The organism is Arenimonas composti TR7-09 = DSM 18010 (assembly GCF_000426365.1).
In the GTDB taxonomy this organism is placed as follows: domain Bacteria; phylum Pseudomonadota; class Gammaproteobacteria; order Xanthomonadales; family Xanthomonadaceae; genus Arenimonas; species Arenimonas composti.
In genome coordinates this window covers 441,572-464,549 of sequence record NZ_AUFF01000003.1, presented here as the reverse complement: position 1 = coordinate 464,549, position 22,978 = coordinate 441,572, and the positions used below count along the sequence as shown (strand labels likewise).

Sequence of the window (22,978 nt, the reverse complement as noted above, 5' to 3'; positions counted from 1 at the left end):
CTGGCGCTATTGCGCGGGAAGCAGTCGGCGGCATCGGCATTCGCGCGCAGCGCGGGCCCTCACTCTCCACTCGTTACTCTCCGCTCGTTACTCGCTCCTCGCTCCTCGAGTCTCCGGTTGCGCCGAAAGATCAGCTGCCCGATCACCGCCGTCGCCAGGATCGCGGCGTTGGTGAACACGAACACCGCATTGCCCACCAGCCAGCTGTAGAGCAGGAAGCCGACGCTGGCCGCGCACTGGCCGACGAAGAGCCAGCTCGAGACGCCCTCGGTGCTGCGCTCGCGCCACTGCACGACGACCTGGCGGATGAGGGTCGCCAGCAGGATCGCCGACGCCCCCCAGCCGAGCCAGTCCGCAGGTTCCATCGCGGAGTCGTGCCGGTCAGTTCTTGCGGCGGCCGCGCAGCATGTCGTCGCGGGCCTGCTCGGCACGCGAGGCACCGATCGCCGTCTCGACCTGCTTGACCTCTTCCGGCGGCGGCAGCACGGCCGGCATGCCGAGCGCCTGGATCCACAGCTCGCGGGTCCAGCCCTTCGAGTGGTAGATGTGGTGGTCTTCCTGATCCTCGACCGCCTCGTAGGCCTGCTTCAGCACGTCGGTGAAGTCGCCGCTGCCCTTCTCGGCGACCATGCCGATCAGTTCCCAGTTCATGTGGTCCTTGGTCTCGGCGTGCACGACGCACTCGCCGGCGACGATCTCGGCCTTGGCCGGGTCACCCGCTTCCTGCGCCATCGTCATCGCCTGCACGAGCGACATCGCGATGTGGTTGCAGACCTCGCGGCCCGGCGTGCGCACGTCGGGATCCATGCCGAGCTGCTCGAAGACGTTCAGCAGCACCTGGCGGTGGGTGCGGGTCTCCTCGAGGTATTCCTCCCACTCCTTGCGCAGGTCGTCGTTGACGGCGCATTCGATCGCCTTCTCGTAGACGGCGATGCCGCCGATCTCGGTTTCCAGCGCCTGGTACAGCAGCTCGTCGAGGTTTTCGATGTCGGACTTCTTCCTGGCCATGGCGGTCTCTCGTGGTTCGGGGGTTGGGGCCGGCAGTGGAGCAGCGCGCACGTGTTGCCCGCGTGCACACGCCCCTGAACGGGGACGTACCCCGTAGGAAGGGGACGTACCCTGTAGGAAGGGGACGTACCCTGTAGGAAGGGGACGTACCCCGTCAGTGGTCGTACTGGTCCTTCAGCGCCTTCAGCAGGTCGTGCATGCGCTGCACCTGCGGCAGGTAGCTGCGGGCGATGTCGCGCACCGGCCCGGGCGGGCCGTGGTTCACGGCGTCGTGGAAGGTGGACAGCAGGCGGTCCTCCTGCGCTTCCAGCGCGCGCGCGTAGGGCGCATCGGGATCGTCGGCCAGGCGCGCGCGCAGGTCGGTCCAACCGGCGAGCAGGCCGGCGGCGACGCTGCTGCGCTGCGGCGGCGAGCTGCCGATCGGCGCGGCGGCGCGCAGGTCGTCGGCGATCTTCTGCTTGTTCATCCGCAGGTCGCGGAAGAGCTGCGCATGCGCGGGGTTGCGGCTGTGGTCGGCGGCGTCGCCGAAGAAGGCGATCGCATCGAGCAGGGCCTGCAGCAGGTCGTCGAGGGTTGCGCGTTCGGTGCTCATGGCGGCCTCCGGAGGAATCGGAGGCCATTGGATTTCGCCCGCCGTGAATGCCGCGTGCGGCATCAGCGGGAATTGCGCGGCAGGCTGTTGTGGATCGCGGTTGCCGCGAGCGCGCCTTCACCGACCGCGACGCTGATCTGCCGCAGCGAGGCGACGACGTCGCCGGCGGCATACAGGCCCGGCACCGAACAGGTCTGGCGCGCGCCGACGCGGATGCCCTCGCCGCTGCGGCAACGGGCGCCGAGCGCCCGCGCCAGCTCCACTCGGGCGCGGCCGCCGGTCATCGGGTAGATCGCATCGAAACCGAGGCGGTCGCCGTCGGCGAACTCGACTTCGCCGCCGGTCGCACGTGCCGCTTCCGCGTCGGCCATCAGCGGCACGTGCACGCGCCGCACCTTCTCGCGGATCAGTCCGATGCCGGCGGCATCCAGCTCGCGCCGGGCCTTCGCCGGCAGCTTCTCCGCCGGGTCCAGCACGAGCGTGAGCCGGCGCGTCCAGGTACGCAGGAACAGCGCGTGGGCGACGCCGTGATCGGCCTCGCCGAGCAGCACGACGCGCTTGTCGAGCGCTTCCCGGCCGTCGCAGATCGGGCACCAGCGCACGACGCCGGTCAGCGTCTCGCGGCGGCCGAGGCCGGGGACCGGCGCGTGGTCGCTCATGCCGGTGGCGAGCAGCACGCGGCGGGCCTGGAAGCGGCGCCGGCCGGCGCCGGCGACGAAGTGGCCGTCGTCGTCATCCGCCTCGCGCCGCAGCGTCTCGACGCTGCCGGCGATCATCGTGACACCAGCCGTTTCGGCCTGCGCGCGCAGCCGCTGCAGCAGCCGGCGTCCGGAAATGCCGTCGGGAAAGCCCGGGACGTTGCGCGCCTTCGGAATCTTCGCGGCGCGGCTGTCGCCGGCGTCGACGAGCACGACCTCGCGGCGATAGCGCGCCAGGTAGGTCGCGGTGACGAGGCCGGCGGGGCCGCCGCCGACGATCAGGCAGTCCAGCGGGCGACGGCTCATGCTTCGGCTCTCCGGCTTGTGGGTTCGTGTCGCTTCGAAGCCGCCACCGCCTCGGCGACCACGCGCCAGGCCCGCAGCTTCGCCGCGAAGTCCAGCGAGGCGTTCGCCGGGCTCGTCGACGGCAGCCGCGTCACCGCGATCCCGGCCGGCAGCAGCCCAGGCCGCATCACTCGGGTGCGGAAGGTGTTCGCTGAGTACGTGCCGTTGTTGAACACCGCGCGGATGCCCGGGAAGGCGGCGAAGAAGCCGGCGAAGTCGTTGACGCGGGCGGTCGCCGCGTCGATGGCGCTGTCGAGGCTGCCAGGCCGCACGCACTCCGCGAGCACGTCCCACACCGCGACACCGGCGTCCGCGAGCCGCTGCGTGCGCTCGGCATACGGCAGTTCCGGCGCGATCCCGAACAGCTCCCCGACGATCGGCCAGAAGTGATTGCGCGGATGCGCGTAGTACTGCTGCTGCCGCAGCGACTCCACCCCCGGCATGCTGCCCAGCACCAGCACCCGCGCGGCAGGGGAGGTGATCGGCGGCAGGCCGGTGAGGATCTGCGGGTTGGCGGCGGCGGGGCGTTTGGGCATGGCTTGAGTGCTAGTTCGTAGTTCGTACGAGGTAGTTCGTAGTCAGGAGCGGCGGCGTCGCGGCCCGAGGGGCGGGGGGGCACCGGCCTGGACGAAGCGGGGATGCGTCCGCGGGAAGCGTAACCACGGGGATGTGCCGGCCCCGTTAGCGTGGGCCCGCGCCCGCGAGGCGTGGAGAGGAACGCGGGCCACGCCAGCCGGCGAAGCCCTTCCGGCGCGCGACGATCTCCGTGCCGGGCGGTGCGAGGGCCACGAGTCGCTTTCCGAGCCGCGAGGAGGAAACGAGCTCGTGGCCCTCGCATCGCCCGGCCCCGCGCAAGAGCAACGCGCCGGAAGCCGGGCTTCACCGGAAGACCACGGCGCCCGCGCGAGTCTTCACGACCCACCGCTGGAGACGATCCATGCGCCCGATCTGGACCGGCACCCTGTCGTTCGGCCTGCTGAACATCCCGGTGAGCCTGATGGCCGGCGAGCGCAGGACCGACCTGCACTTCCGCATGCTCGACAGCCGCAACAACGCCGCGGTTCGCTACGAGCGGGTCAATGCCGAGACCGGCGAGGAAGTGCCGTGGAAGGAGATCGTCAAGGCCTTCGAATACGACAAGGGCAACTACGTCGTGCTGGAGGAGGAGGACTTCAAGAACGCGGCGCCCGAGGGGCGTGAGGCCGTGGAGATCTCCGGCTTCGTCGACGAGGGTGCGATCGACGCCCGCTACTTCGAGAAACCCTACGTGCTGGTGCCCGGCAAGAAGGCCGAGAAGGGCTATGTGCTGCTGCGCGAAACGCTGCGCGACGAGGGCAAGGTCGGCATCGCCCGGGTCGTGATCCGCACGAAGGAATACCTGTGCATGGTCAAGCCCTTCGAGAAGGCGCTGATCCTGGTGCTGCTGCGCTTCCCGCAGGAACTGGTGGACCTCGACGACTACAAGCTGCCGGACAAGGCCGAGAAGGAATACCGGATCAGCAAGCAGGAGAAGGACATGGCGGCCAGGCTGGTGTCGAGCATGGCGGCGCCGTGGGATCCGTCGCAGTACAAGGACGAGTTCCGCACGCGGCTGCGCAAGGCGATCGACGCGCGCCTGAAGCAGAAGGGCACGACGACCCGCATCAGCGACGGCGACGAGGAGCCGGGCGAGGACGCCGCCACCAATGTGGTCGACTTCATGTCGCTGCTCGAGAAGAGCCTGGAGGGCGGCAAGCGCACGCCGGCGGCGAAGAAGACCGCAGCGAAGAAGGCGCCGGCGAGGAAGGCCGCGGCGAAAAAGGCACCCGCCAAACGCAAAAAGGCTTAACAACCGGGGTCGGATTCCTCCGTTAAGAATCGGGAAATTGCCGACGACTTCAGACCTCCGGATCGCGACGATCGTCGCGAACCGGAGGTTCCGCCATGCCCCGTCGTCCACGAATCACCCATCCCGACCTCACCCAGCACATCGTCCAGCGCGGAAACAACCGCGGGCTCTGCTTCTTCGCCGACGAGGACCGGCGCACCTACCTGGGCGCGTTGCGGGAGGCAGCGATGCGCAACGTCTGCCTGGTGCACGCCTTCGTGCTCATGTCGAACCACGTGCATCTGCTCGTGACCCCGGGCGAGGAAGGCGCGGTGGCCGCGACGATGCAATCACTGGGCCGCAAGTTCGTTCGCCACGTCAACGACACGCACGGACGCAGCGGAACGCTCTGGGAAGGGCGGTATCACTCGACGCCGGTGTACGGCCTGGGTCACACGCTCGCCTGCTACCGCTACATCGAGGAGAACCCGGTGCGGGCGCGGATGGTCGGCACGGCCGGGGAGTGGCCATGGTCGAGCCACATTGCGAACGCGACCGGGTTGCCGGACGGGCTGCTGACGCCGCATGCGGCGTTCCTCGGTCTGGGTGACGAGGACCGGCGCCGCGGTGAGAATTACGCGCGGCTCTTCGACAGGCCGCTCCCGGCGCACGTCGTCGACGAGATCAGGTTCTGTCTGCGCCGGCGCGAGCCATTCGGGAAGCCGCCGGCGAACGACCGCTTAACGGAGGAATCTGACCCCAGTTGTTAAATGGGGTCTTTGTGGTCGGCGGGCGGGGCGCGCCGGTCGCCGACCAGCGACGCGAACACCAGCATTCCGCCCACCACCGCCGCGATCAGGAACATCACCAGCGCCAGCGCCGGGTAGCCGAACAGCTTCGGGCCGGCGTCGATGCGCATGATCAACGCCGCGCCGACGATCATCGCCGCCGAGATCAGCCCCGCGGTGATGCGGTTGGCGACCTTCTGGATGCCCTCGATCAGCTTCGATTCCTCGAGCCCGGCGATGTGCACGCGGAAGCGGTTGTCGGCCAACGTGCGCAGCAGCACCGACAGCCGCGGCGGCGCCTCGCGCACCAGCTCCTGCACGTCCAGCGCATCCGTGACCAGGCGGCCGAGGTCCAGGCTGGACGTCGCGCGCGCCCGGAACAGCTTTTCCATGTGCTCGCGCAGGATGCCCTTGATCGACACGTCGCGGTCGAGCGCCAGCATCACCCCTTCCAGGTTCAGCAGCGTCTTGGCGAGCATCGTCAGCTCGGTCGGCGGCTTCAGGCCGCAGTCGATCGCGACCCGGATCATCTCCAGCAGCACCTCGCCTTCCGACTCGACGCCGACCTCGGCGTGGCAGAAGCGCGACACCTTGCGGCTGATCTCGCGGGTGAAGCGCGGCTCGTCGAATTCCTCCAGCCGCGTGCCCATGTGCATGAACACTTCCGCGGCCTGCTCGCCGCGGCCCTCGACCGTCGCCAGCACCAGTTTCAGCAGCTGGTCGCGCAGGCGCGGCGGCACGTGGCCGACCATGCCGAGGTCGAGCAGCACCAGCTGGTGCTCGGCGGTGAGCAGCATGTTGCCCGGGTGCGGATCGGCGTGGATCAGCCCGTGCACGAAGATCTGGTCGAGGTAGGCGCGGCCGAGGTCGTGCGCGAGCGGCACCAGGTCGATCTCGGTGCGGCGCACTTCGGGGATGTCGGTGACGCGGATGCCGGTGGCCAGCTCCATCGTCAGCACGCGCGACGTCGTGTAGTCCCACACCGGCGCCGGCACCAGGATGTCGGGGAACTCCTCCATCCGGCTGCGGAAGGTCTCGAGGTTTTCGGCCTCCTGGAGGTAGTCGAGCTCGGCGAGCATCGCCGCGTGGAATTCCTCCAGCCACTCGGCGAAGCCGTAGCGGCCCGGCGCCAGGCCGACCGCGCCACCGGCGGCGACCAGGCGCTTGAGCGACGCGAGGTCGGTCTCGACCTGCGTCGACAGGTCCGGCCGCTGGACCTTCACCGCGACCCGGCGACCGCTCGGCAGCGTCGCCGCGTGCACCTGGGCGAGCGAGGCGGTGCCGATCGGCTCCGGCGAGAACGCCTTGAACAGCTTGCGCACCGGCGCCCCGAGTTCCTTCTCGATCTGCGCCTCGATCTGCTCGAGCGGCACCGGCTCGGCCTCGTCCTGCAGGCGCTCGAGCGCGTCGAGGTATTCGCGCGGCAGCAGGTCGGGTCGCGTCGACAGCGTCTGCCCGACCTTGACGAAGGTCGGCCCCAGCGCCTCGAGGTCGTCGGCGAATTCCTTCGCCTTCGCCGGATCGCAGGCTTCCTCGCGTCCGACACCGGCGCGACGGAACAGTGGCGAACTGCGGTGCTTGAGCAGGAACGCGGTGATGGCGGCGAGGCGCGAGGCTTCGTTCATGGCAGGCGGGGCGTCGTGGGAGTGGCGCCGACTATCGCGGGCACGGCGTCGCTGCGATGCGAAATCCTTTCCTGCCGCCGTGCCTCAGCCGCGGTTGCCGCCCGCGAGCACCACCGGCAAGCCGTCGCCGACGCCGCCGGCGAAATCCAGCGGCACGATCTCGTCGGCGCGCAGGCCGGTGCGCCGGCCGATGTCGGCCACCTCGGCGTCGTAGGCGCGCAGCGCACGCGCGGCGCAGGGCTCCGGATCCTGTTTGCCGTCGCAGACCTCGAGGGCGGCGAGCAGGCGCTCGCGGGCGTCGTGGTGCGCGAGCCGGAACTCCACCTGCGCGCGTGCGTAGACGTCGCTGGCGTCGATCAAGCCGACTTCCGCGGCAGCTCCGGTATCGATGCCGTCGGCGCGCCCGGGGATGACGCGGTCGCGCACCGCCATCACCGCGGTATCGGCCGGGCTCGCGGCGTCCACCTCTGCCGCGCCGATCGGCGGCGCGTCGGCCGGGTCGGGCGCGCAGGCGGCGAGGCCCGTGGCGAGCAGGGCCGCGCAGGCCGACAGCAAGGGCAGGCTTCGAGCGGAGGTGGCCATGTTGGCCTCCGGCGTGGAACGGGGACGAGGACGATCCGCCGGTGGCCGTCGCGACCGCGTGTCGGAAATGTCGACGCCGTGTCTTCCTCCCGGAACGGAGGCGCGAAATCCTTACACGGCCCGGCTGGCGTTTTCCGCCCTCTGGCGACGGCCGCGAGGTCACCCCGGGGGCGCCACGGCGGCCCCCGCGTCCACCGTGCAATCGGGTGACGCTCGCGACGCCGCTGGCATGTGCATTGCAACGGTTCCGGCAGGAGGTCGCGCCGCGGCTTCCTTCCCACCCGACCCAGGAGACGACGATGAAGCGCAATGCGGACCACCGACGCGGACCGGCACCGGAACGGCAGCAGCACGGCCGTGCCCAGGAACGTTTCGGCGAGGCCTGGGGTGCGAGCGGGGGCGACGCCTCCGGCGGCGCGCCCGGCTACGGCCACGAGGCCGGCGGGCAGTTCGACCATCGTGATCGCGGAACCCGCGGCGGCGACTACGACGCGCGCGATCCCGGTTTCGGCGAGGGGGCCGGCGGTCGTTCCTTCCGCGAAACCGAATTCGTCAGCCAGACCCAGGGCGGCGGTTATCGCGAGGGCGGCCACGGCTACAGCGATCTCGGCAGTGGCCAGGGTTTCGGCACCCAGGACTACAGCCGCAACGACTACTACGCCGACAACGCTCCCGGCGGGCGCGGCATGGGCGGGCAGGGCAGCGGCGGCTACGGGCCTTCGCCCTGGCGCGAGGACGGCCGTCGCGGCGGCGGCCGCGGCGGGCACGGCGGCGGCAGCCAGGACAGCTACGGCAGCGGCCGTGATTTCGGTGGTCAGGGCGGTTACGGCGGCTACGGCGAGAGCGCCGGCGGCCAGTGGCAGGGGCAGCGCGGCGCGCGCGGCTACTGGGGCGGCCAGGGCGAGGCTGCCGGTGGCGGCAGCCTGCGTGGCAAGGGTCCGAAAGGCTGGAAGCGTTCCGACGCGCGCATCCAGGAGGATGTCTGCGAGCGGCTGAGCGATGACCACGAGATCGACGCCAGCGACATTTCGGTGAGCACCCAGGACGGCGTCGTCACCCTCGAAGGCAGCGTCGGCCATCGCGCGATCAAGCACCGGGTCGAGGACCTGGTCGAGCAGTGCAGCGGAGTCGTCGACATCCGCAACCACCTGACCGTGCGCCGCGACGCTGCCGGGGATGCGCCGCCGGCGTAAGCTGGCGGTCTCGCGCCACGAGCACCTCCGATGAAGCGCCTCGTCTTCGCCCTGCTCTGCCTGCCCGCCGTCGCGGTCGCCGCGCCCGGCACGCTCTACAAATGCGATGCCGGCGGGGCGATCACGATCCAGTCCGATCCCTGCCCGCGGGGCGCGGTCGAGGTCTGGCGCCGCGATGCGACGCCGGAGGCGGGTCCGACGCCCGAGGAACTGGCCGCCCGTGCCGCGCTCGCCCAGGCGCAGGCGCAGCGTGCCGCCGAGGAGGCGAGGCTGGCCGAGCAGGCCCGTCTCGCCGACGAGGCCCGCCGCGCCGCCGCCGAGCGCGCCCGCGCCGAGGAAGCGTCCGGTGCGCCGCCGCGGGTGACCGAATGCTCGAAGGCCCACGATTTCGCCCGTGACGTCGACGCCAAACCGTGGCTCGACCTCAGCGACGCGGCCCGCACCCGCCTGCGCGAATGGGTGGAACAACAATGCCGCGATCCGGGCGCTGGCGGCAGCGCGGTTCCGCTCTCGCTGCGCTGAGCGTTCGCCCCGCGCGCGGGTCCGGAAACACCGAACCGGGCGACGCCTGCGACCGCCGCCGGTCGCGGCGGTTTCCTCGCGCGGCGGCATCGTTGCCGCCATCCCGCCGCGCGGTTTTCGCACTCGCTTCGCGCCGTTCGCCGATGCCGGCGGGCGCCGCCGCACGCTCCAATGCAGCCATCGCGACGCAGGGAGAGCGGCGATGGACGGACGGGCGGAAATGGCGACGGCGGGGGCTTCCGGCCTCAGCCTGCTCCGGCGCGGCGACCGCCTGACCTGCCGGGTCAGCGGCTGTACCCGCCTGGAGACCCTCGATGCCTATCTCGTGCAGGTCGCCGAGGACTGCCGGCGCCGGCCGGTCGCGGCGGTGCTCGTCGACCTGACCGAAGCCGACGACCTGGTCTGTGCCAGCGACCGGCTCCGCCTCGGCTTCCGGCTGGCCGAAGCCTGGCCGCCACAAGTGCCGATGGCGGTGCTGGTCCTGCCGGAGATGCACCTGCCGGACCGCAGCTTCGAGCACCTGGCCTGCCGCGGTGGCCGCCGCGTCCGCAGCTTCAGCGACCGCACCGAGGCCTGGCACTGGCTGGCCCGACAGGTGGAGGGCGCGCGCCGCGATTCAGGCTGAGGTCGTCCACCGCGCGGCGGCATGCGTCAGAATTCGGCCATGACCCGGTCCGACAACCTGCGCGGCATCGTCGCGATGCTCTGCGCGGTGGCGATGTTCTCGCTGATGGACGGCGGCCTGAAGCAGTTGTCGGGCCACTATCCGCCGCTGCAGGTGGCGGCGATCCGCTCGTGGGCGTCGCTGCCGCTGGTGGCCGCCTGGCTGCTGGCGAGCGGCGCCACCGTCGGCAGCCTCTGGCGAATCCGCTGGCCGCTGCACCTGCTGCGTGGCGGCCTGTCGGTAGCGATGCTGGCCGCCTTCACCTACGCCATCAAGCGCATGCCGCTGAGCAGTGCCTATGCGCTGTTCTTCATCGCGCCGCTGGTGATCACCGCCCTGTCGGTGCCCCTGCTCGGCGAGAAGGTGGGGCCGCGGCGCTGGGTGGCGATCGCCGTCGGCATGCTCGGCGTGCTGGTGGTGCTGCGGCCGACCGGCGAAGGCGTGATGACCTTCGCCGGGCTGGCGGTGATCGGCTCGGCCGTGGCCTATGCGTTGTCGGCGATCACCGTGCGCGTGCTGCACCGCACCGACAGCGCCCAGAGCATGGTGCTGTGGACGCTGCTGCTGTCGGGCATCGGCGCGACCGTGCTGGCCTGGCCGCAGTGGGCACCGCTGCGCGGCGGCGATGCCTGGGTGATCGCCGCGGTCGGCCTGTGCGGCTTCATCGGCCAGGTGGCGATCACCGAAGCCTTCCGCGCCGGTGAGGCCTCGGTGGTGGCGCCGTTCGAATACAGCGCGCTGGCCTGGGGCCTCGGGCTCGACTACCTGATCTGGCGCACGCTGCCCGACGGCTGGACCTTCGTCGGCGCCGGCATCGTCGTCGCCAGCGGCCTGTATCTGATCCACCGCGAGCGCCGGCTCGCCGCTGCGGCTGCGGTCGTGACGCCGCCCTGAAGCAGCTGCGCGTGCACGTCCCCGGAACGCCGCGACCGCGTAACCTTGGGGCCCCCCGCGACGCCCTCGAGGTTCCGATGTCCCTGCGTTACGCCGCTCCGACGCTGCTGCTGCTCGCCGCCTGTGGTGGCGCGCCGCCGGACGCCGCCGTCGCCGAAGCGCCCGGCACCGAAGTCGTCGAGGACGCCACGGCGATCGACTGGAGCGCCTGCCGGCTGCCGGCCTCGGCACTGCCGGTCGGCGGGCGGCTGTTCGTGGTCGATGGTGGCCGGCCTGCGCCGGGCGCCGAACCGGGCCGGGAAGCGATCCGCCGGGTCGACATCGAAGTGCCCGGGCCGGTGTCGCTGCTGCTGACCGCGCCCGACATGACGGTGTGGATGGTGCGGGTGTCGCCGGAGACCGAAGTCCAGGCGGTGTTCGCCAGCGGCGACGAATCGCAGCGGATCACCGGCCAGCGGCTGGGTGACGCGCGGCTCGCGGTGTCGGCGGCGACCGGCCAGCCCTGCGGCCGCTACTGGCGCCGCGACGGCGATGGCCCGGGTTACGCCGAAGTCGCCGAGGCGGTGTTCGGCCGCGGCCACGATGCGGTGTACACGATGCGCACCGGTACCGTCGTCATCGGCGGCACCGACAGCATGGAACCGGATCCCTGAGGATCAGCCGCCGCCCAGCGCGGCGACCAGTCCGGCGACCTGCGCCTCCAGAGCTTCCACCCGCGCCTCGAGCGCATCGATGCGGGCAGCGCGCGTGTCGTCCCGCGCGTCGCCGTCGTCCTGGTCGCGGCCGCGGGACGCCCGCGGCGGCGGCAGGTCGGCGAGTTCGACCGGGCCGCAGAGCAGGTGCATCCAGCGGTCCTCGCGCTGGCCCGGGCCGCGGCCGAGGTTCGCGACGATGCCGCGCTGGGCCAGGCGCTCGAGCACCTGCCGCGTTTCCTCGAGGTCGGCGATCTTCGCCAGCCTTTCGCTGCGCGCATGCAGTTCGGCGACGGTCTGGGCGCCGCGCAGCAGCAGCAGCGCCAGCAGCGCCTGCTGGGCGCGGGTCAGCGAATAGGCTTCGGCGAGGCGGTGCTCGTAGCGCTGCGCGCGGGCGCCGTGGAGCGAACGCACGAGCCGGCGCGATTCCAGCTCGCGCAGGGCATGCCCGACCTCGCCCGGCTCCAGCTCAAGCACCGGTTCGCGGTTGTTCTTCTGGTTGCAGGCCAGGGTCACCGCATTGGCGGTCAGCGGGTAGGCCTCGGGCGTCGTGGCTTCCTTCTCGACCAGGCTGCCGAGGATGCGCGCCTCGGTCGGGCTCAGCTGTGGCACCTCGGCCGTGCCGGTGATCTCGCTCATGGGGTCCTCCGCGGGGCCGTCATGATACGCGTCGACACGAAGCCCGCGCCGTACTGGCTAGAATCGTCGAGAGACAGGGGAGCGCTGCATGAAACACCGTTTCGCCTTGGTCGCGGCGCTGCTGGCCGCGCTGTTCAGCGGTGGCGCGCTGGCCGCGGACGGCGAACCCGCCGCCGGACCCGCGCGCAAGGTGGGCTGGGTGTGGGTCGAGCTCGACGCCGCCGGCCAGGTCACCGATGTCGTGCAGGACCCAGGCGAGGTCCCGCTGATCGCCGGCGTGCTCGAGCAGCACGCGCGCCGGCTGCAGTTCGCACCGGCCAGCGTGGACGGCGTCGCCGTCGCCAGCGGGGCGCCGCTGGAACTGACGGTCGAGTTCGTGCCGGTCGCGGGCGGTTACCGCCCGGATCTGGTGATGGCGCGCCTGCCGGTCGTGCGCAGCCAGCGGACACCGCCGCGCTACCCGGGCAATGCCGCGACGGCCGGCGTCGGCGGCTATGTGCGCGTCGGCTACACCGTCGATGCCGGGGGCGCGCTGCTGCCCGGCAGCGTCTCCGTGCTCGATCGCGGGTTCTTCGGCGACCGCGGCGGTCGTGACGAGGGCAAGCGCACCGCCCTGGTCGACGCCGCGCTCGCGGTCGTGCCGCATTGGACCCATCGGCCGGTGCGCATCGGCGACCAGGCACTGAGTTTCCGCCTCGCGACCACGGTCTCCTTCCTGCCGCCGGACGTGCGCCGTCTGGCGGGCGCACTGGCCGAACGCCTCGGCGAGGACCCGCCGCCGGCGATCGTCGAGCCGGGGCGGGTGCCGCCGCGCCTGCTGGGTGAATTCGCCGCCGGGCCGGCCGCCGGCGAAGGCGTCGAGGTGCAGTCGACTCGCGTCGGCCGGGGTGGGTCGCCGTGATCCGGCTGGTCGGTTTCGACGGCGACGACACCCTCTGGCACAGCGAGGGCTATTACCGCGAGGCGCAGGCGCGCTTCGAGGCGATCATCGGCCGCTACGTCGACCTCGGCGACGCCGACCTGCACGCGCGCCTGCTGGCGGTCGAGCGCGGCAACCTGTCGCTGTTCGGCTACGGCGCCAAGGGCATGACCCTGTCGCTGCTGGAGGCCGGCTACGCGGTGACCGGCGGCCGCATCGACAGCGCCGACATGCACGCGATCCTCGGGATCGGCAAGGACGTGCTGCGGCATCCGGTCGAATTGCTGCCGGGCATCCGCGCGGCGGTCGAGGCCGTGGCCGGTGACTACGAGGTCGTGCTGATCACCAAGGGCGACCTGTTCCACCAGGAGCAGAAGGTCGCCGCATCGGGGCTGGCCGACCTGTTCCGGCGCATCGAGATCGTCAGCGAGAAGGACGCCCGCGCCTACGCGCGCGTGCTCGGCGAGTTCCGGGTGCAGCCGCACGAGTTCCTGATGGTCGGCAATTCCCTGCGTTCGGACATCGAACCAGTGCTGCGCCTCGGTGGCTGGGGCGTGCACCTGCCCTATCACGTGACCTGGGCGCACGAACTCGAGCACAGCCTCGAACCGGCGCACGACGCACGCATGCGCACGGCCGATGCACCCGCCGGCATCCCGGCGGCGGTGGCCGACCTGGCCCGGATCGCGGCCGCCGGATGAGCGCCGAAACCGCCGCCGCGCCCAGCGTGTCGCCGCGCCGCCGGCGGCAGTTGCGCCTGCTGCGGCAGACCGCGGCGGCGCTGACCGGCGTGATCGCGGCGATGACCCTGCTCGGCTGGGCCCTGGACGTCGCCGTGCTGAAGTCGCTGCTGCCGGGGCACGCGACGATGAAGGTCAATACCGCCGTGGCGCTGCTGCTGGCGGCGCTGGTGCTCGGCGCCTGCGATGCCGAGCGCCGCTGGGTGCGCAGCGGCACCTTCGCCGCGTCGGTGGCCGTGCTGCTGCTGGGGCTGACGACGCTCGCCGAATACGCGACCGGCTACCGCCTGATCCCGCAGATGCTGCTGCTCGACCGCGCGGGCGCCGACGAGTTCGTGAAGATGTCGCAGATCAGCGCGTCGGCCTGCCTGCTGCTCGGCTGGCGCGGACTGCAGTTCCAGCGGGAGTCGTCGGTGCTGGTCGCGCAGGGGCTGGCGCTGGCGATCGTCGGCATCGCCCTGTTCGCGCTCAGCGGCTACGGCTACGCGATGGGCACGCGCGGCGACGGCGCGCCCTTCAATCCGGTGTCGCTGCACACCGCGCTGGCCCTGCTGCTGCTCGGCATCGGCTGGCTGGCGACCCAGCCCGACGTCGGCCTGCTGCGCATCCTCGGCGCCGAGAACTTCGGCGGCGAGCTCGCCCGCCGCACCCTCGGCCCGGCGCTGCTGACGCCGGTCCTGCTGAGCTACGCCGCCCAGGTCGCACGGCGCAACGACCTGCTGTCGGAAGGCGCGACGATCACCTGGCTGGCACTCGCGTCCGGGGCCGCGGTGGTCACGATGATGTGGTGGGCGAGCACGCTGCTCGACCGCCTGGAGCGGCAGCAGCGCGCGGCCACCGCGCTGCAGCTGCGCGCGAACACCGATGCCTTGACCGGCCTGGGCAACCGCCGCGCCTTCGACGCGTCGCTCGCCGAGCTGCTGGCCAAGCGCGGGGTGTCCGGACCGCGCACGTTTTCCCTGCTGCTGCTCGACCTCGACCACTTCAAGTCCTACAACGACGCCTTCGGCCACCCCGCCGGCGACGAAGCCCTGCACCAGGCGGGCATGCTGCTGCGACTGGCGCTGCGCCCGGGCGACATCGCCTGCCGCTACGGCGGCGAGGAGTTCGCGGTGCTGCTGCCCGGCGCCGAAGGCCACAACGCCGTGCGCGTCGCCGAGCGCATCGTCCAGGAGATGCGCAGCGCCCTGTGGACCCGGCGGCCGGTGACCGCGAGCGTCGGCGTCGCCGAAGCCCGCCCCGGTGACGATGCCGCCGCCCTGATCGCCCGCGCCGATGCGGCGCTGTATGCGGCGAAGGGCGCCGGACGGAATCGGGCGGTACTCGCCGCGAAGGGCGAGTAGCGCGTTCGCGGAACGGGGAACGGGAACGAGCGGCAGCGCGCTGGCGGGCCTCAGGGCAGCACGAAGCGCACCGGCACCAGCCCCCAGGCCCCGACCGCGCGGCCGTCGCGCATCGCCGGGCGGAAGCGCCAGCGGTCGGCGACGGTATCGCGCGCGGCACGGTCGAGTTCGCGGTGGCCGCTACTCTGCTCGATCGTGACCTCGACCGGGTGGCCGCCCTCGTCGACGCGCACGCGCAGCACCACCAGGCCTTCCTCGCCACGGCGCAGGGCATTGCGCGGATAGCGCGGCGACGGGTGCACGTCGAGCGCCAGCTCGACCAGCGCCGGCGCAGCGGGCTCGAAGGTGTCGACCAGCGGACCCACCTCGCCTTCCGGCGGGGCGTAGATCTCGCCGTCGGGGAAGACCGGCGCGTCGCTGACCGGCGGCGCTTCCGGTTCGACGACCCGCGGTGGCACCTCCGGGCGCGGGCGCTCGCGGATCTGCTCGATCCGCGGCGGCGGCGGTTCGGTCTCCCGGATCGGTTCCGGCTTGACGATCTCCTCGATCACCACCGGCGGCGGCTCGGCGTCGATCGCCGCGGGCGCCTGCCAGCTCGACGGCATCATCAGCACCGCGAACACCAGCCCGTGCAGGCTGATCACGCCGACATTGCCGGCGATGCGCTTGCCGTCGAGTTCGGCGAACGGCGCGGGGGCGGGAGCGGTATGGACCATGGGACACCTCCTTGGCTGGGCAAGGAGTGGCAACGCGCGGGCGGGCGAATCGGGGTTGAAGGATCCGTGCGCGCGGCGAACGCCGCGGCGTCAGCGGGCGCGCGTGTCGAGCAGGGCCGCCAGCAGGCCGGACAACGGCAGCACCCGGGCGCCGGCGGCGCGGGCGAGCGCGGCGGCCGGCATCGTCGCCGCTTCCGCCTCGGCCGGATCCTGGACCAGGGCCTGGCCACCTGCGGCGACGACCGCGGCGAGTCCGGCGGCGCCGTCGTCGCTGGCACCGGTCAGCACGATCCCGGTCAGGTCGGGGCCGAAGACCGCGGCGGCGGTCTCGAACAGCACGTCGACCGAGGGCCGCGACCAGCTCACCGGCGGGTCGACCGACAGCGCCACCGCGGGTCCGGTATCGACCTGCAGGTGGTAGTCGGGCGGGGCGACGACGATCGTGCCGGCGACCAGCGGCATCTTGTCCTCGGCCTCGAGTACCGGCATCGCGCAGCGCGGGGCGAGGATCCGCGCCAGCAGGCTCGGCCGTTCCGGCGGCACGTGCAGCACCACCAGCACGACCGCCGGAAAATCCGCCGGCAGGTGCGGCAGCAGGGCGCCGAGCGCCGAGACCCCGCCGGCGGAGGCGCCGATCACCACCGCACGGCTCGCCGGCGCGTTCAATCGCGTACCCGCTGGTAGATGCGTTCCGGACCGGCGACCTCGCGGAACGCCGCCGCATGCGCCGAGAAGCGCACCGACTCGCGGCTGCCGATGCCGAGGAAGCCGCCGACCGGCAATGCATCGCGGAACAGTCCGAGCGCGCGGTCCTGCAGCGCGCGGTCGAAATAGATCAGCACGTTGCGGCAGGAGACGAACTGCACCTCCGCGAACACGCTGTCGGTGGCCAGGCTGTGGTCGGCGAACACGATCGCCTTGCGCAGCGCCTTGTCCATCAGCGCATTGCCGTAGTTGGCCGTGTAGTAGTCGGAGAACGGCGCCTGGCCGCCGGCGCGCTGGTAGGCGGCGCTGAAGTCGGCCATCCGCGCCAGCGGGAACACCCCGGCGCGCGCCCGTTCGAGCGACGTGGCGTTGATGTCGGTGGCGTAGATCATCGCCCGCGGCAGCAGCCCCGCCTCCTGCAGCAGGATCGCCAGCGAATAGGCTTCCTCGCCGTTGCTGCAGCCGGCGACCCAGATCTTGAACGAGGGGAAGGTCTGCAGCCGCGGCAGCACCTCGCGGCGCAGCGCGAGGAAATAGGCCGGGTCGCGGAACATCTCCGACACCTGCACCGTCAGGTAGTCGAGCAGCTGGGCGAACAGCGCCGGCTCGCGCAGGATCCGCCCCTGCAGTTCCGACAGCGTCTTCGCGCCGAAGCGCGCGGTCGCCGCCGCCATCCGCCGCCGCAGCGAAACCATCGCGTAGTGGCGGAAGTCGTAGTGGTAGCGCTGGTAGATCGCGTCCACCAGCAGCCGCAGTTCGAGATCGTGGGGGTCGTTCACGGGCGCGCGCGTTTGGGCATCCACACACGCACGAGCGAGAGCAGGCGGTCGACGTCGAGCGGCTTGGCGATGTAGTCGTTGGCGCCGGCGGCCATGCACTGCTCGCGGTCGTCGCGCATCGCCTTGGCGGTGAGCGCGATCACCGGGATGCGGTTCCATTCCTTGCGCTCGCGGATCTTCCGGGTCGCGGTCAGGCCGTCCATCTCCGGCATCATGATGTCCATCAGCACGAGCTCGAACGGGTCGTGCGCGTCCTGCGCATCCAGCATCTCGAGCGCCTCGCGGCCGTTGCGCGCGACGTCGACGCGGACGCCGCGCGGACGCAGCACCGCGGTCAGCGCGTGCACGTTGCGCACGTCGTCCTCGACCACGAGCACGCGGCGGCCGTCGAGCACTTCGTCGCGGCCGCGCACTTCCTGCAGCATCTGCTGGGTCGCCGGCGGCAGCCGCGCCTCGACCTGGTGCAGGAACAGCGTGACCTCGTCGAGCAGGCGCTCCGGCGAGCGCGCGCCCTTGAGGATGATGCTCTCGGAGTAGGCGAGCAGGCGCTGCTCCTCCTCGCGGCTCAGGTTGCGGCCGGTGTGCACGATCACCGGCGGGAACGCGAGGTCGTCGCGGCTGGCCATGTGCTCGAGCAGCTGGTAGCCGGTCATGTCCGGCAGGTGCAGGTCGAGCACCATGCAGTCGAAGCTCATCTGCCCGAGCAGGTCGAGCGCGGCGGCGGCGTTCTCGGCGGTGACGATGCGGATGTCGTCGGTCTGCAGCAGCGCGGTCAGGCTGATGCGCTGGTGCTCGTCGTCCTCGACCACCAACACGCGCCGGTCCTGCTGCGAGAACTTCCGTTCCAGCGTCTTCAGCGCCTCCTGCAGCTGGCTGCGCTCGACCGGCTTGAGGGCGTAGCCGACGGCGCCGAGCTCGCGCGCCTCGCGGCTGAAGTCGGCGACCGACAGCATGTGCACCGGGATGTGGCGGGTGCGCGGATCGCGCTTGAGCTGCTCGAGCACGCCCATGCCGGACAGGTCCGGCAGCACGACGTCGAGCAGGATCGCGTGCGGGGTGTACTGCTGCGCCGCGGCGAGGCCGTCGGCGCCGGTGTGCGCGAGCAGGCAGCGGAAGCCGGCCTCCTGCACGAGGTCGCGCAGGATCGCCGCGAAGCCCGGGTCGTCCTCGACCGCCAGGATCACGCGGTCGCCGCTGGCGATGGTGTCACGGTCGTCGGCGAGGGCGCTGCCGGTGATCGGCGCATGCGCGCCGTGTCGCGCCGGGGCGGCGCGGCCCACCGGTGCCGGAGCCGGGGCCGGCGTCGCGGGCATGGCGGTCTTCGCCGGCGTGGCCGGCAGCGGCATCGGCTCGGCCTCGGCGTCGACCACGGCCTGCCGCGGCAGGACCAGGGTGAAGGTGCTGCCGCGGCCGACGGCACTGGTGACGGTGAGGTCGCCGCCGAGCCGGCGCGCCAGGTCACGCGAGATCGACAGGCCCAGGCCGGTGCCGCCGTAGCGGCGATGGGTGCTGCCGTCGGCCTGGCGGAAGGCCTCGAAGATGACCTCGTGCTGGTCCTCGGGCATGCCGATGCCGGTGTCGACCACCGAGAACGCCAGGCGATCGCCGGGCGCGGTCTCCAGCCGCAGCACGACGCTGCCGGCCTCGGTGAACTTCAGCGCGTTCGACAGCAGGTTGCGCAGGATCTGCGCGAGCCGCTGGCGGTCGGTCTGCAGCTCGGCGGCCTCGGCGGCGGCGGCGACGTCGACCTGGAAGGACAGGCCCTTCTCGTGGATCGTCGGCGCGAAGCTCTCGGCGAGTTCGCGCACCAGCGCCGCCGGCGCGATCGGCTCGATCACGACGTCGAGCTTGCCGGCCTCGATCTTCGACAGGTCGAGGATGTCGTTGATCAACGCCAGCAGGTCGTTGCCGGCGGAATGGATGATGCGGGCGAAGCCGACTTCCTCGTCCGACAGGCGGCCGCCGCGGTTGTCGGCGAGCAGGCGCGACAGGATCAGGGTCGAATTGAGCGGCGTGCGCAGCTCGTGCGACATGTTGGCGAGGAACTCGGACTTGTAGCGGTTCACCCGCTCGAGCTCGGCGGCGCGCTGCTCGAGGTTCGCCTGCGCCTCGGCGAGGGCGTCGCGCTGCGACTCCAGCTGGGTGGCCTGCTCCTCGAGCACGGTATTGGTCTGCTCGAGCTCGCGCTGCTGGTGCTCGAGCAGGGTCTGCGCCTGCCGCGCCAGCCGGCTCTGTTCCTCGAGCTCCTCGTTGCTGACCCGCAGTTCCTCCTGCTGGGTCTGCAGTTCCTCGGCCTGGCGCTGGGTTTCCTCCAGCAACTCCTCCAGCCGGCGCCGGCTCTGTGCCGCGCGCACGGCGATGCCGAGCATCTCGGAAACGCGCGCCGCGAATTCGACGTCCTCCGCCCGCACCGCACGGAAGAAGCCGAGCTCGACGACCGCGACGGTGCGGCCGTCGACGCGCGCCGGCACCAGCAGCAGTTCGCGCACGCGGGCGCCGCCGAGGCTGGACTCGACCCGGAAGTAGTCGGCCGGCAGGTCGCGTACCCGCAGCGGCGCCTTCGCGTCGATCGCCTGCCGGACCAGGCCGCTGGCCGCGGCGGCGACGCCGTCCGCGTCGGCGCGGCCGCGGCTGGTCACGTGGGCCAGGCCGTCGCCGTCGCCGGCATGCACCGCCGCCAGCGGCGCTTCGAGGAAGGCCGCGAGGAAGTCCATCGCCTCGGTCGCCAGGGCTTCCAGCGACCGGTCGCCCTGCAGGCGCTCCGACAGGCCCATCTGGCCGCTGCGCAGCCAGGCCTGGGTGACGCTGGCGCGGTGGTCGCGGGCGGCCATCCACGCGGCGATGCCGATCAGCACCAGCAGCAGCGACAGGCCACCGAGCGTGACCGCATACGAACTGTCGGCGGCGGCCTGCCAGCCGGCCTGTTCCTGCGCGAGCCGCTCGCGCTGGTCGGCGACCATGCGCGCCACCAGCGCGCGCGCCTGCTGCATCAGTTCGCGGCCCTGGTCGGTCCGCACCAGGCGCAGCGCTTCCTCGCGATCGCCCTCCCGATACAGGTCGATCGTCCGGTGCAGCTCGGCGCTCTTCTCCTCGGCCAGGTGGATCAGCACCGAGACGTCGCGGGCCTGGTCGGCGTCGGCATCGCCGAGTTCGCGCATTTCCCCGAACAGCGCCGGCAGGCGGCCCTCGGCTTCGGTCAGCGGCAGCAGGTAGCGCTCGCTGCCGGTCAGCAGGTAGCCGCGCTGGCTCGTCTCCATGTCGCGCAGCGCCAGCAGGGTACCTTCGGTGGCGGCGATCAGGGCATTGCCGCGCTCGATGCGGTCGACGGCGCGTCCGCGTTCCTCCAGCGCCTGCCACGACAGCGCGCCGATCAGGATCACCGCGATCGCCGCCAGCACGAAGCCGGCGAACACGCGGAACGGCAGCACGCTCACCGGCGCGCTCGGAACGGCGGAAACCTGGCTTCGATCCACGAAAACTCCTGCATGCGGGCGGCGCGACGGCGCGCGGTATCCCCGGGGGCCGTGCGTGAAAGCTGTGGTGTGCCGCCCCGATGCTGGCCGCCGCCGACGGCGGCCGTCAAACCGGTGCCCTCTTCACGCGGCGCGAACGATGGCCGAGGCGGGCTCCATGCCGTGTGAAGGCGGCCGTCAGAAGATCTCGGCGACGCAGCAGCGCAGCGAGCCGCCGGCCTTCTCCAGTTCGCCGAGTTCGACCTCGCCGATCGCGAACCCGGCGCTCGCCAGGACCTCGCGCTGGCCGGCACGGAGGGCCTGCGCCGCCCGCCGGCTGAACCAGACCCGGCCCTCGTCGAGGGCGATGCAGTTGCCGGCGAAGGCGGCTTTCTGCGCGGCGTCGAGCGCGACCACCCGCGGGGCGTACAGCGCCGCGATCGCTGCCGGCACCGCCGGGTCGGCGAAACCGTCGGCGCAGATCACCAGCGCGCGTCCGGCGAGCACGCTCATGACGACGTTCGTGTGGTACTCGCCGTCGGCCAGGTCGAACAGCAGGGTCGCGCGCAGACCGAGCGCGGCGTGGACCGCGGCGGCGCCCGCCGGATCGCAGCGCTCGCCGAGGCCGGCGAAGCCGAGGCCGCGGGCGCGGTCGATCACGAAGGAACCGGTGAGTTCGCAGACGCCGGGCTCCTGGCGCAGGTCGACCTCGGCATAGCCCATCGCCGCGAAGAAGCCGCGGATGTCGGCGCGTTCGGCCTCGCGCTGGCGCACCGGGTGGCGCATGCGGCCGACCAGCAACCGGCCCGGCGCGGTGGCGAACACGTTGTTCGGGAACACGCCGTCGGGGCAGCCCGGGTCGCCGGGGAAGGCGATCACCGGCAGGCTCGTCGCCAGCGCCGCCTGCAGCGCCCGGTGCTGGGCCAGCGCCTTCCCGGGGTCCACCGCCGCGGCCAGGTCCATGTAGGCGTTGTCGCTGGCCGACTGCGCGGCGAGCGCGAAACCGTCCGGGGCGACGAGGAAAGCGGCCTTGGCGCAGGCGGGGCCGGCGTCGGCGGCGAGCGCGCGGGCGTGGGCGAGGAATTCGGTCGGGTCGCGCGTGAGCATGCGGCTTGGTGGTAGTTCGTACGAGGTACGAGGTAGTGACTGCGCTTACGCGCAGGCGGGGTCGGTGGCGGCGAGGGCGGCTTCGATCACGTCCCAGCCGGCACCGGGCTTGGTCGCGCGTTCGCTGAGCACCTGGCGGAACAGGCGGCCGCCGGGCTGGCCGTGGAAGAGGCCGAGCAGGTGTCGGCTGATGTGCTTCAGCGCGACGCCGCGCGCGAGCTGGGCCTCGACGTAGGGGCGCAGCGCCCGCAGCAGTTCGGCGCGCGGCCGGGCTTCGCCGCCGAACAGCGCGACCTGCATCAGGTGCAGGCGGTAGGGCTCGTGGTAGGCGGCGCGGCCGATCATCGCCCCGTCGAGGCGTTGCGCCGCGGCCACGGCCGCCTCGACCTCGCCCAGGCCGCCGTTGAGGACGATGCGCAGCGCCGGCCGCTCGGTCTTCAGGCGGTCGACCCAGTCGTAACGCAGCGGCGGGATCTCACGGTTCTCCTTCGGGCTCAGGCCCTGCAGCCAGGCCTTGCGCGCGTGCACGACGAAGGTGTCGATGCCGGCCGCCGCGACGGTGTCGATGAATCCGAGGAAGACGCCGTAGTCCTCCATCTCGTCGACGCCCAGCCGGCATTTCACCGTGACCGGCACCGTGCCGGCGGCTGCGCGCATCGCCGCCATGCACTCGGCGACCAGCGCCGGTTCCTTCATCAGGCAGGCACCGAAGCGGCCGGCCTGCACGCGGTCGCTGGGGCAGCCGACGTTGAGATTGATCTCGTCGTAGCCCCACTCGACGCCGATCCGGGTCGCGGTCGCGAGGTGGCCGGGGTCGCTGCCGCCTAGCTGCAGTGCCACCGGGTGCTCGACCGGGTCGAAGCCGAGCAGGCGCCGGCGATCGCCGTGGATCACCGCCTGCGCATGCACCATCTCGGTGTACAGGCGCGCGTCCGGGGCGAGCAGGCGGTGGAAGACCCGGCAGTGGGTATCGGTCCAGTCCATCATCGGCGCGACGCAAAGGCGCCAGGACGCGGGCTCGCGGGGAGATCCGGCTGAAGCTGCGGGCATTTCCTGTACCGGGGATGCGAGCGCGACAGGATACACGGGGGCTTCGGCCACGCGCCCTGGCGGCGGCCCGTCGTGGCTGACCGCCCGCTGCACGGAAAGCGGCGCAAGTGATTGATGC

Annotated in this window: 24 protein-coding genes; 10 read left to right on the top strand and 14 right to left on the bottom strand. The window is 72.1% G+C overall.

Annotated elements, in window-relative coordinates:
* Positions 1–59: 59 nt before the first annotated feature.
* From K311_RS0108940 to K311_RS0108920, 5 genes are all read right to left on the bottom strand, one after another.
* A complete protein-coding gene (locus K311_RS0108940) occupies positions 60–365 on the bottom strand; it encodes a PQ-loop repeat-containing protein (protein WP_026817025.1) in 306 nt (101 codons plus the stop codon).
* Positions 366–381: 16 nt separating this feature from the next.
* The gene (locus K311_RS0108935) at positions 382–1,008 is read right to left on the bottom strand and encodes a ferritin-like domain-containing protein (RefSeq protein WP_026817024.1); all 627 of its coding nucleotides are present in this window, start codon (positions 1,006–1,008) and stop codon (positions 382–384) included.
* A gap of 154 nt (positions 1,009–1,162) precedes the next feature.
* The gene (locus K311_RS17705; RefSeq protein ID WP_051239805.1) at positions 1,163–1,600 is read right to left on the bottom strand and encodes a PA2169 family four-helix-bundle protein; all 438 of its coding nucleotides are present in this window, start codon (positions 1,598–1,600) and stop codon (positions 1,163–1,165) included.
* A 62-nt stretch (positions 1,601–1,662) separates the two neighbouring features.
* Positions 1,663–2,604, bottom strand: a complete 942-nt coding sequence (locus K311_RS0108925) for an NAD(P)/FAD-dependent oxidoreductase (protein ID WP_026817023.1) — start codon at positions 2,602–2,604, stop codon at positions 1,663–1,665.
* Positions 2,601–3,179: a DNA-deoxyinosine glycosylase gene (locus K311_RS0108920; protein ID WP_081683368.1), complete on the bottom strand. Its 579-nt coding sequence runs from the start codon at positions 3,177–3,179 to the stop codon at positions 2,601–2,603. Before K311_RS0108920 ends, K311_RS0108925 begins: the two co-directional genes overlap by 4 nt.
* A gap of 401 nt (positions 3,180–3,580) precedes the next feature.
* Between K311_RS0108920 and ku the strand changes: the two genes are divergently transcribed.
* Both ku and K311_RS16195 read left to right on the top strand, forming a co-directional pair.
* Positions 3,581–4,471, top strand: coding sequence for a non-homologous end joining protein Ku (gene ku / locus K311_RS0108915; protein WP_026817021.1), 891 nt, complete (start codon positions 3,581–3,583; stop codon positions 4,469–4,471).
* Positions 4,472–4,566: 95 nt separating this feature from the next.
* Complete coding sequence (locus K311_RS16195) at positions 4,567–5,220, top strand: transposase (RefSeq protein ID WP_051239803.1); 654 nt, start codon at positions 4,567–4,569, stop codon at positions 5,218–5,220.
* On the opposite strand, the gene K311_RS16190 is transcribed toward K311_RS16195, so the two are convergent.
* Both K311_RS16190 and K311_RS0108900 read right to left on the bottom strand, forming a co-directional pair.
* Positions 5,217–6,863: an ABC1 kinase family protein gene (locus tag K311_RS16190; RefSeq protein ID WP_051239801.1), complete on the bottom strand. Its 1,647-nt coding sequence runs from the start codon at positions 6,861–6,863 to the stop codon at positions 5,217–5,219. The genes K311_RS16195 and K311_RS16190 overlap by 4 nt on opposite strands.
* 84 nt (positions 6,864–6,947) lie before the next feature.
* Complete coding sequence (locus tag K311_RS0108900; RefSeq protein ID WP_154659498.1) at positions 6,948–7,445, bottom strand: hypothetical protein; 498 nt, start codon at positions 7,443–7,445, stop codon at positions 6,948–6,950.
* A 299-nt stretch (positions 7,446–7,744) separates the two neighbouring features.
* On the opposite strand from K311_RS0108900, the gene K311_RS17700 reads away from it, so the two are divergent.
* The 5 genes from K311_RS17700 (at position 7,745) to K311_RS0108875 (ending at position 11,371) form a co-directional block, all read left to right on the top strand.
* Entirely contained in the window at positions 7,745–8,638 is an 894-nt protein-coding gene (locus tag K311_RS17700) for a BON domain-containing protein (protein ID WP_026817019.1), read from the top strand.
* Between the two features lie 30 nt (positions 8,639–8,668).
* Complete coding sequence (locus tag K311_RS18770) at positions 8,669–9,160, top strand: hypothetical protein (RefSeq protein WP_051239799.1); 492 nt, start codon at positions 8,669–8,671, stop codon at positions 9,158–9,160.
* 202 nt (positions 9,161–9,362) lie between these two features.
* Entirely contained in the window at positions 9,363–9,785 is a 423-nt protein-coding gene (locus K311_RS0108885; RefSeq protein WP_026817018.1) for a hypothetical protein, read from the top strand.
* A gap of 39 nt (positions 9,786–9,824) precedes the next feature.
* Positions 9,825–10,718, top strand: coding sequence for a DMT family transporter (locus K311_RS0108880; protein ID WP_245570644.1), 894 nt, complete (start codon positions 9,825–9,827; stop codon positions 10,716–10,718).
* 77 nt (positions 10,719–10,795) lie between these two features.
* On the top strand, positions 10,796–11,371 hold the full coding sequence (locus K311_RS0108875; protein WP_026817016.1) for a hypothetical protein: 576 nt from the start codon (positions 10,796–10,798) through the stop codon (positions 11,369–11,371).
* A 3-nt stretch (positions 11,372–11,374) separates the two neighbouring features.
* On the opposite strand, the gene K311_RS0108870 is transcribed toward K311_RS0108875, so the two are convergent.
* Positions 11,375–12,049: a YceH family protein gene (locus K311_RS0108870; RefSeq protein ID WP_043797436.1), complete on the bottom strand. Its 675-nt coding sequence runs from the start codon at positions 12,047–12,049 to the stop codon at positions 11,375–11,377.
* A gap of 88 nt (positions 12,050–12,137) precedes the next feature.
* Between K311_RS0108870 and K311_RS0108865 the strand changes: the two genes are divergently transcribed.
* From K311_RS0108865 to K311_RS17690, 3 genes are read left to right on the top strand one after another with little or no spacing between them, the layout of a single operon-like run.
* Positions 12,138–12,950, top strand: a complete 813-nt coding sequence (locus tag K311_RS0108865; RefSeq protein WP_026817014.1) for an energy transducer TonB — start codon at positions 12,138–12,140, stop codon at positions 12,948–12,950.
* A complete protein-coding gene (locus K311_RS0108860; RefSeq protein ID WP_026817013.1) occupies positions 12,947–13,669 on the top strand; it encodes an HAD family hydrolase in 723 nt (240 codons plus the stop codon). The genes K311_RS0108865 and K311_RS0108860 overlap by 4 nt, the downstream gene beginning before the upstream one ends.
* The gene (locus K311_RS17690) at positions 13,666–15,051 is read left to right on the top strand and encodes a GGDEF domain-containing protein (protein WP_051239797.1); all 1,386 of its coding nucleotides are present in this window, start codon (positions 13,666–13,668) and stop codon (positions 15,049–15,051) included. The genes K311_RS0108860 and K311_RS17690 overlap by 4 nt, the downstream gene beginning before the upstream one ends.
* Before the next feature lie 50 nt (positions 15,052–15,101).
* Here the strand turns inward: K311_RS17690 and K311_RS0108850 are convergent, their stop codons facing one another.
* The 6 genes from K311_RS0108850 to dusA form a co-directional block, all read right to left on the bottom strand.
* Positions 15,102–15,767, bottom strand: coding sequence for an energy transducer TonB (locus K311_RS0108850; protein WP_026817012.1), 666 nt, complete (start codon positions 15,765–15,767; stop codon positions 15,102–15,104).
* 90 nt (positions 15,768–15,857) lie between these two features.
* Positions 15,858–16,433 carry a chemotaxis protein CheB gene (locus K311_RS0108845; protein WP_026817011.1) on the bottom strand — a complete coding sequence of 192 codons (576 nt, stop codon included), beginning with the start codon at positions 16,431–16,433 and terminating at the stop codon, positions 15,858–15,860.
* Positions 16,430–17,251 (bottom strand): CheR family methyltransferase, encoded by an 822-nt coding sequence (locus K311_RS0108840; RefSeq protein WP_026817010.1) that lies wholly within the window; start codon positions 17,249–17,251, stop codon positions 16,430–16,432. The genes K311_RS0108845 and K311_RS0108840 overlap by 4 nt, the downstream gene beginning before the upstream one ends.
* Entirely contained in the window at positions 17,248–20,685 is a 3,438-nt protein-coding gene (locus K311_RS0108835) for a response regulator (protein WP_043797434.1), read from the bottom strand. Before K311_RS0108835 ends, K311_RS0108840 begins: the two co-directional genes overlap by 4 nt.
* A 216-nt stretch (positions 20,686–20,901) precedes the next feature.
* Positions 20,902–21,810, bottom strand: a complete 909-nt coding sequence (locus tag K311_RS0108830) for an arginine deiminase-related protein (RefSeq protein ID WP_026817008.1) — start codon at positions 21,808–21,810, stop codon at positions 20,902–20,904.
* Between the two features lie 45 nt (positions 21,811–21,855).
* The gene (dusA, locus tag K311_RS0108825; RefSeq protein WP_026817007.1) at positions 21,856–22,860 is read right to left on the bottom strand and encodes a tRNA dihydrouridine(20/20a) synthase DusA; all 1,005 of its coding nucleotides are present in this window, start codon (positions 22,858–22,860) and stop codon (positions 21,856–21,858) included.
* Positions 22,861–22,978: the final 118 nt, after the last annotated feature.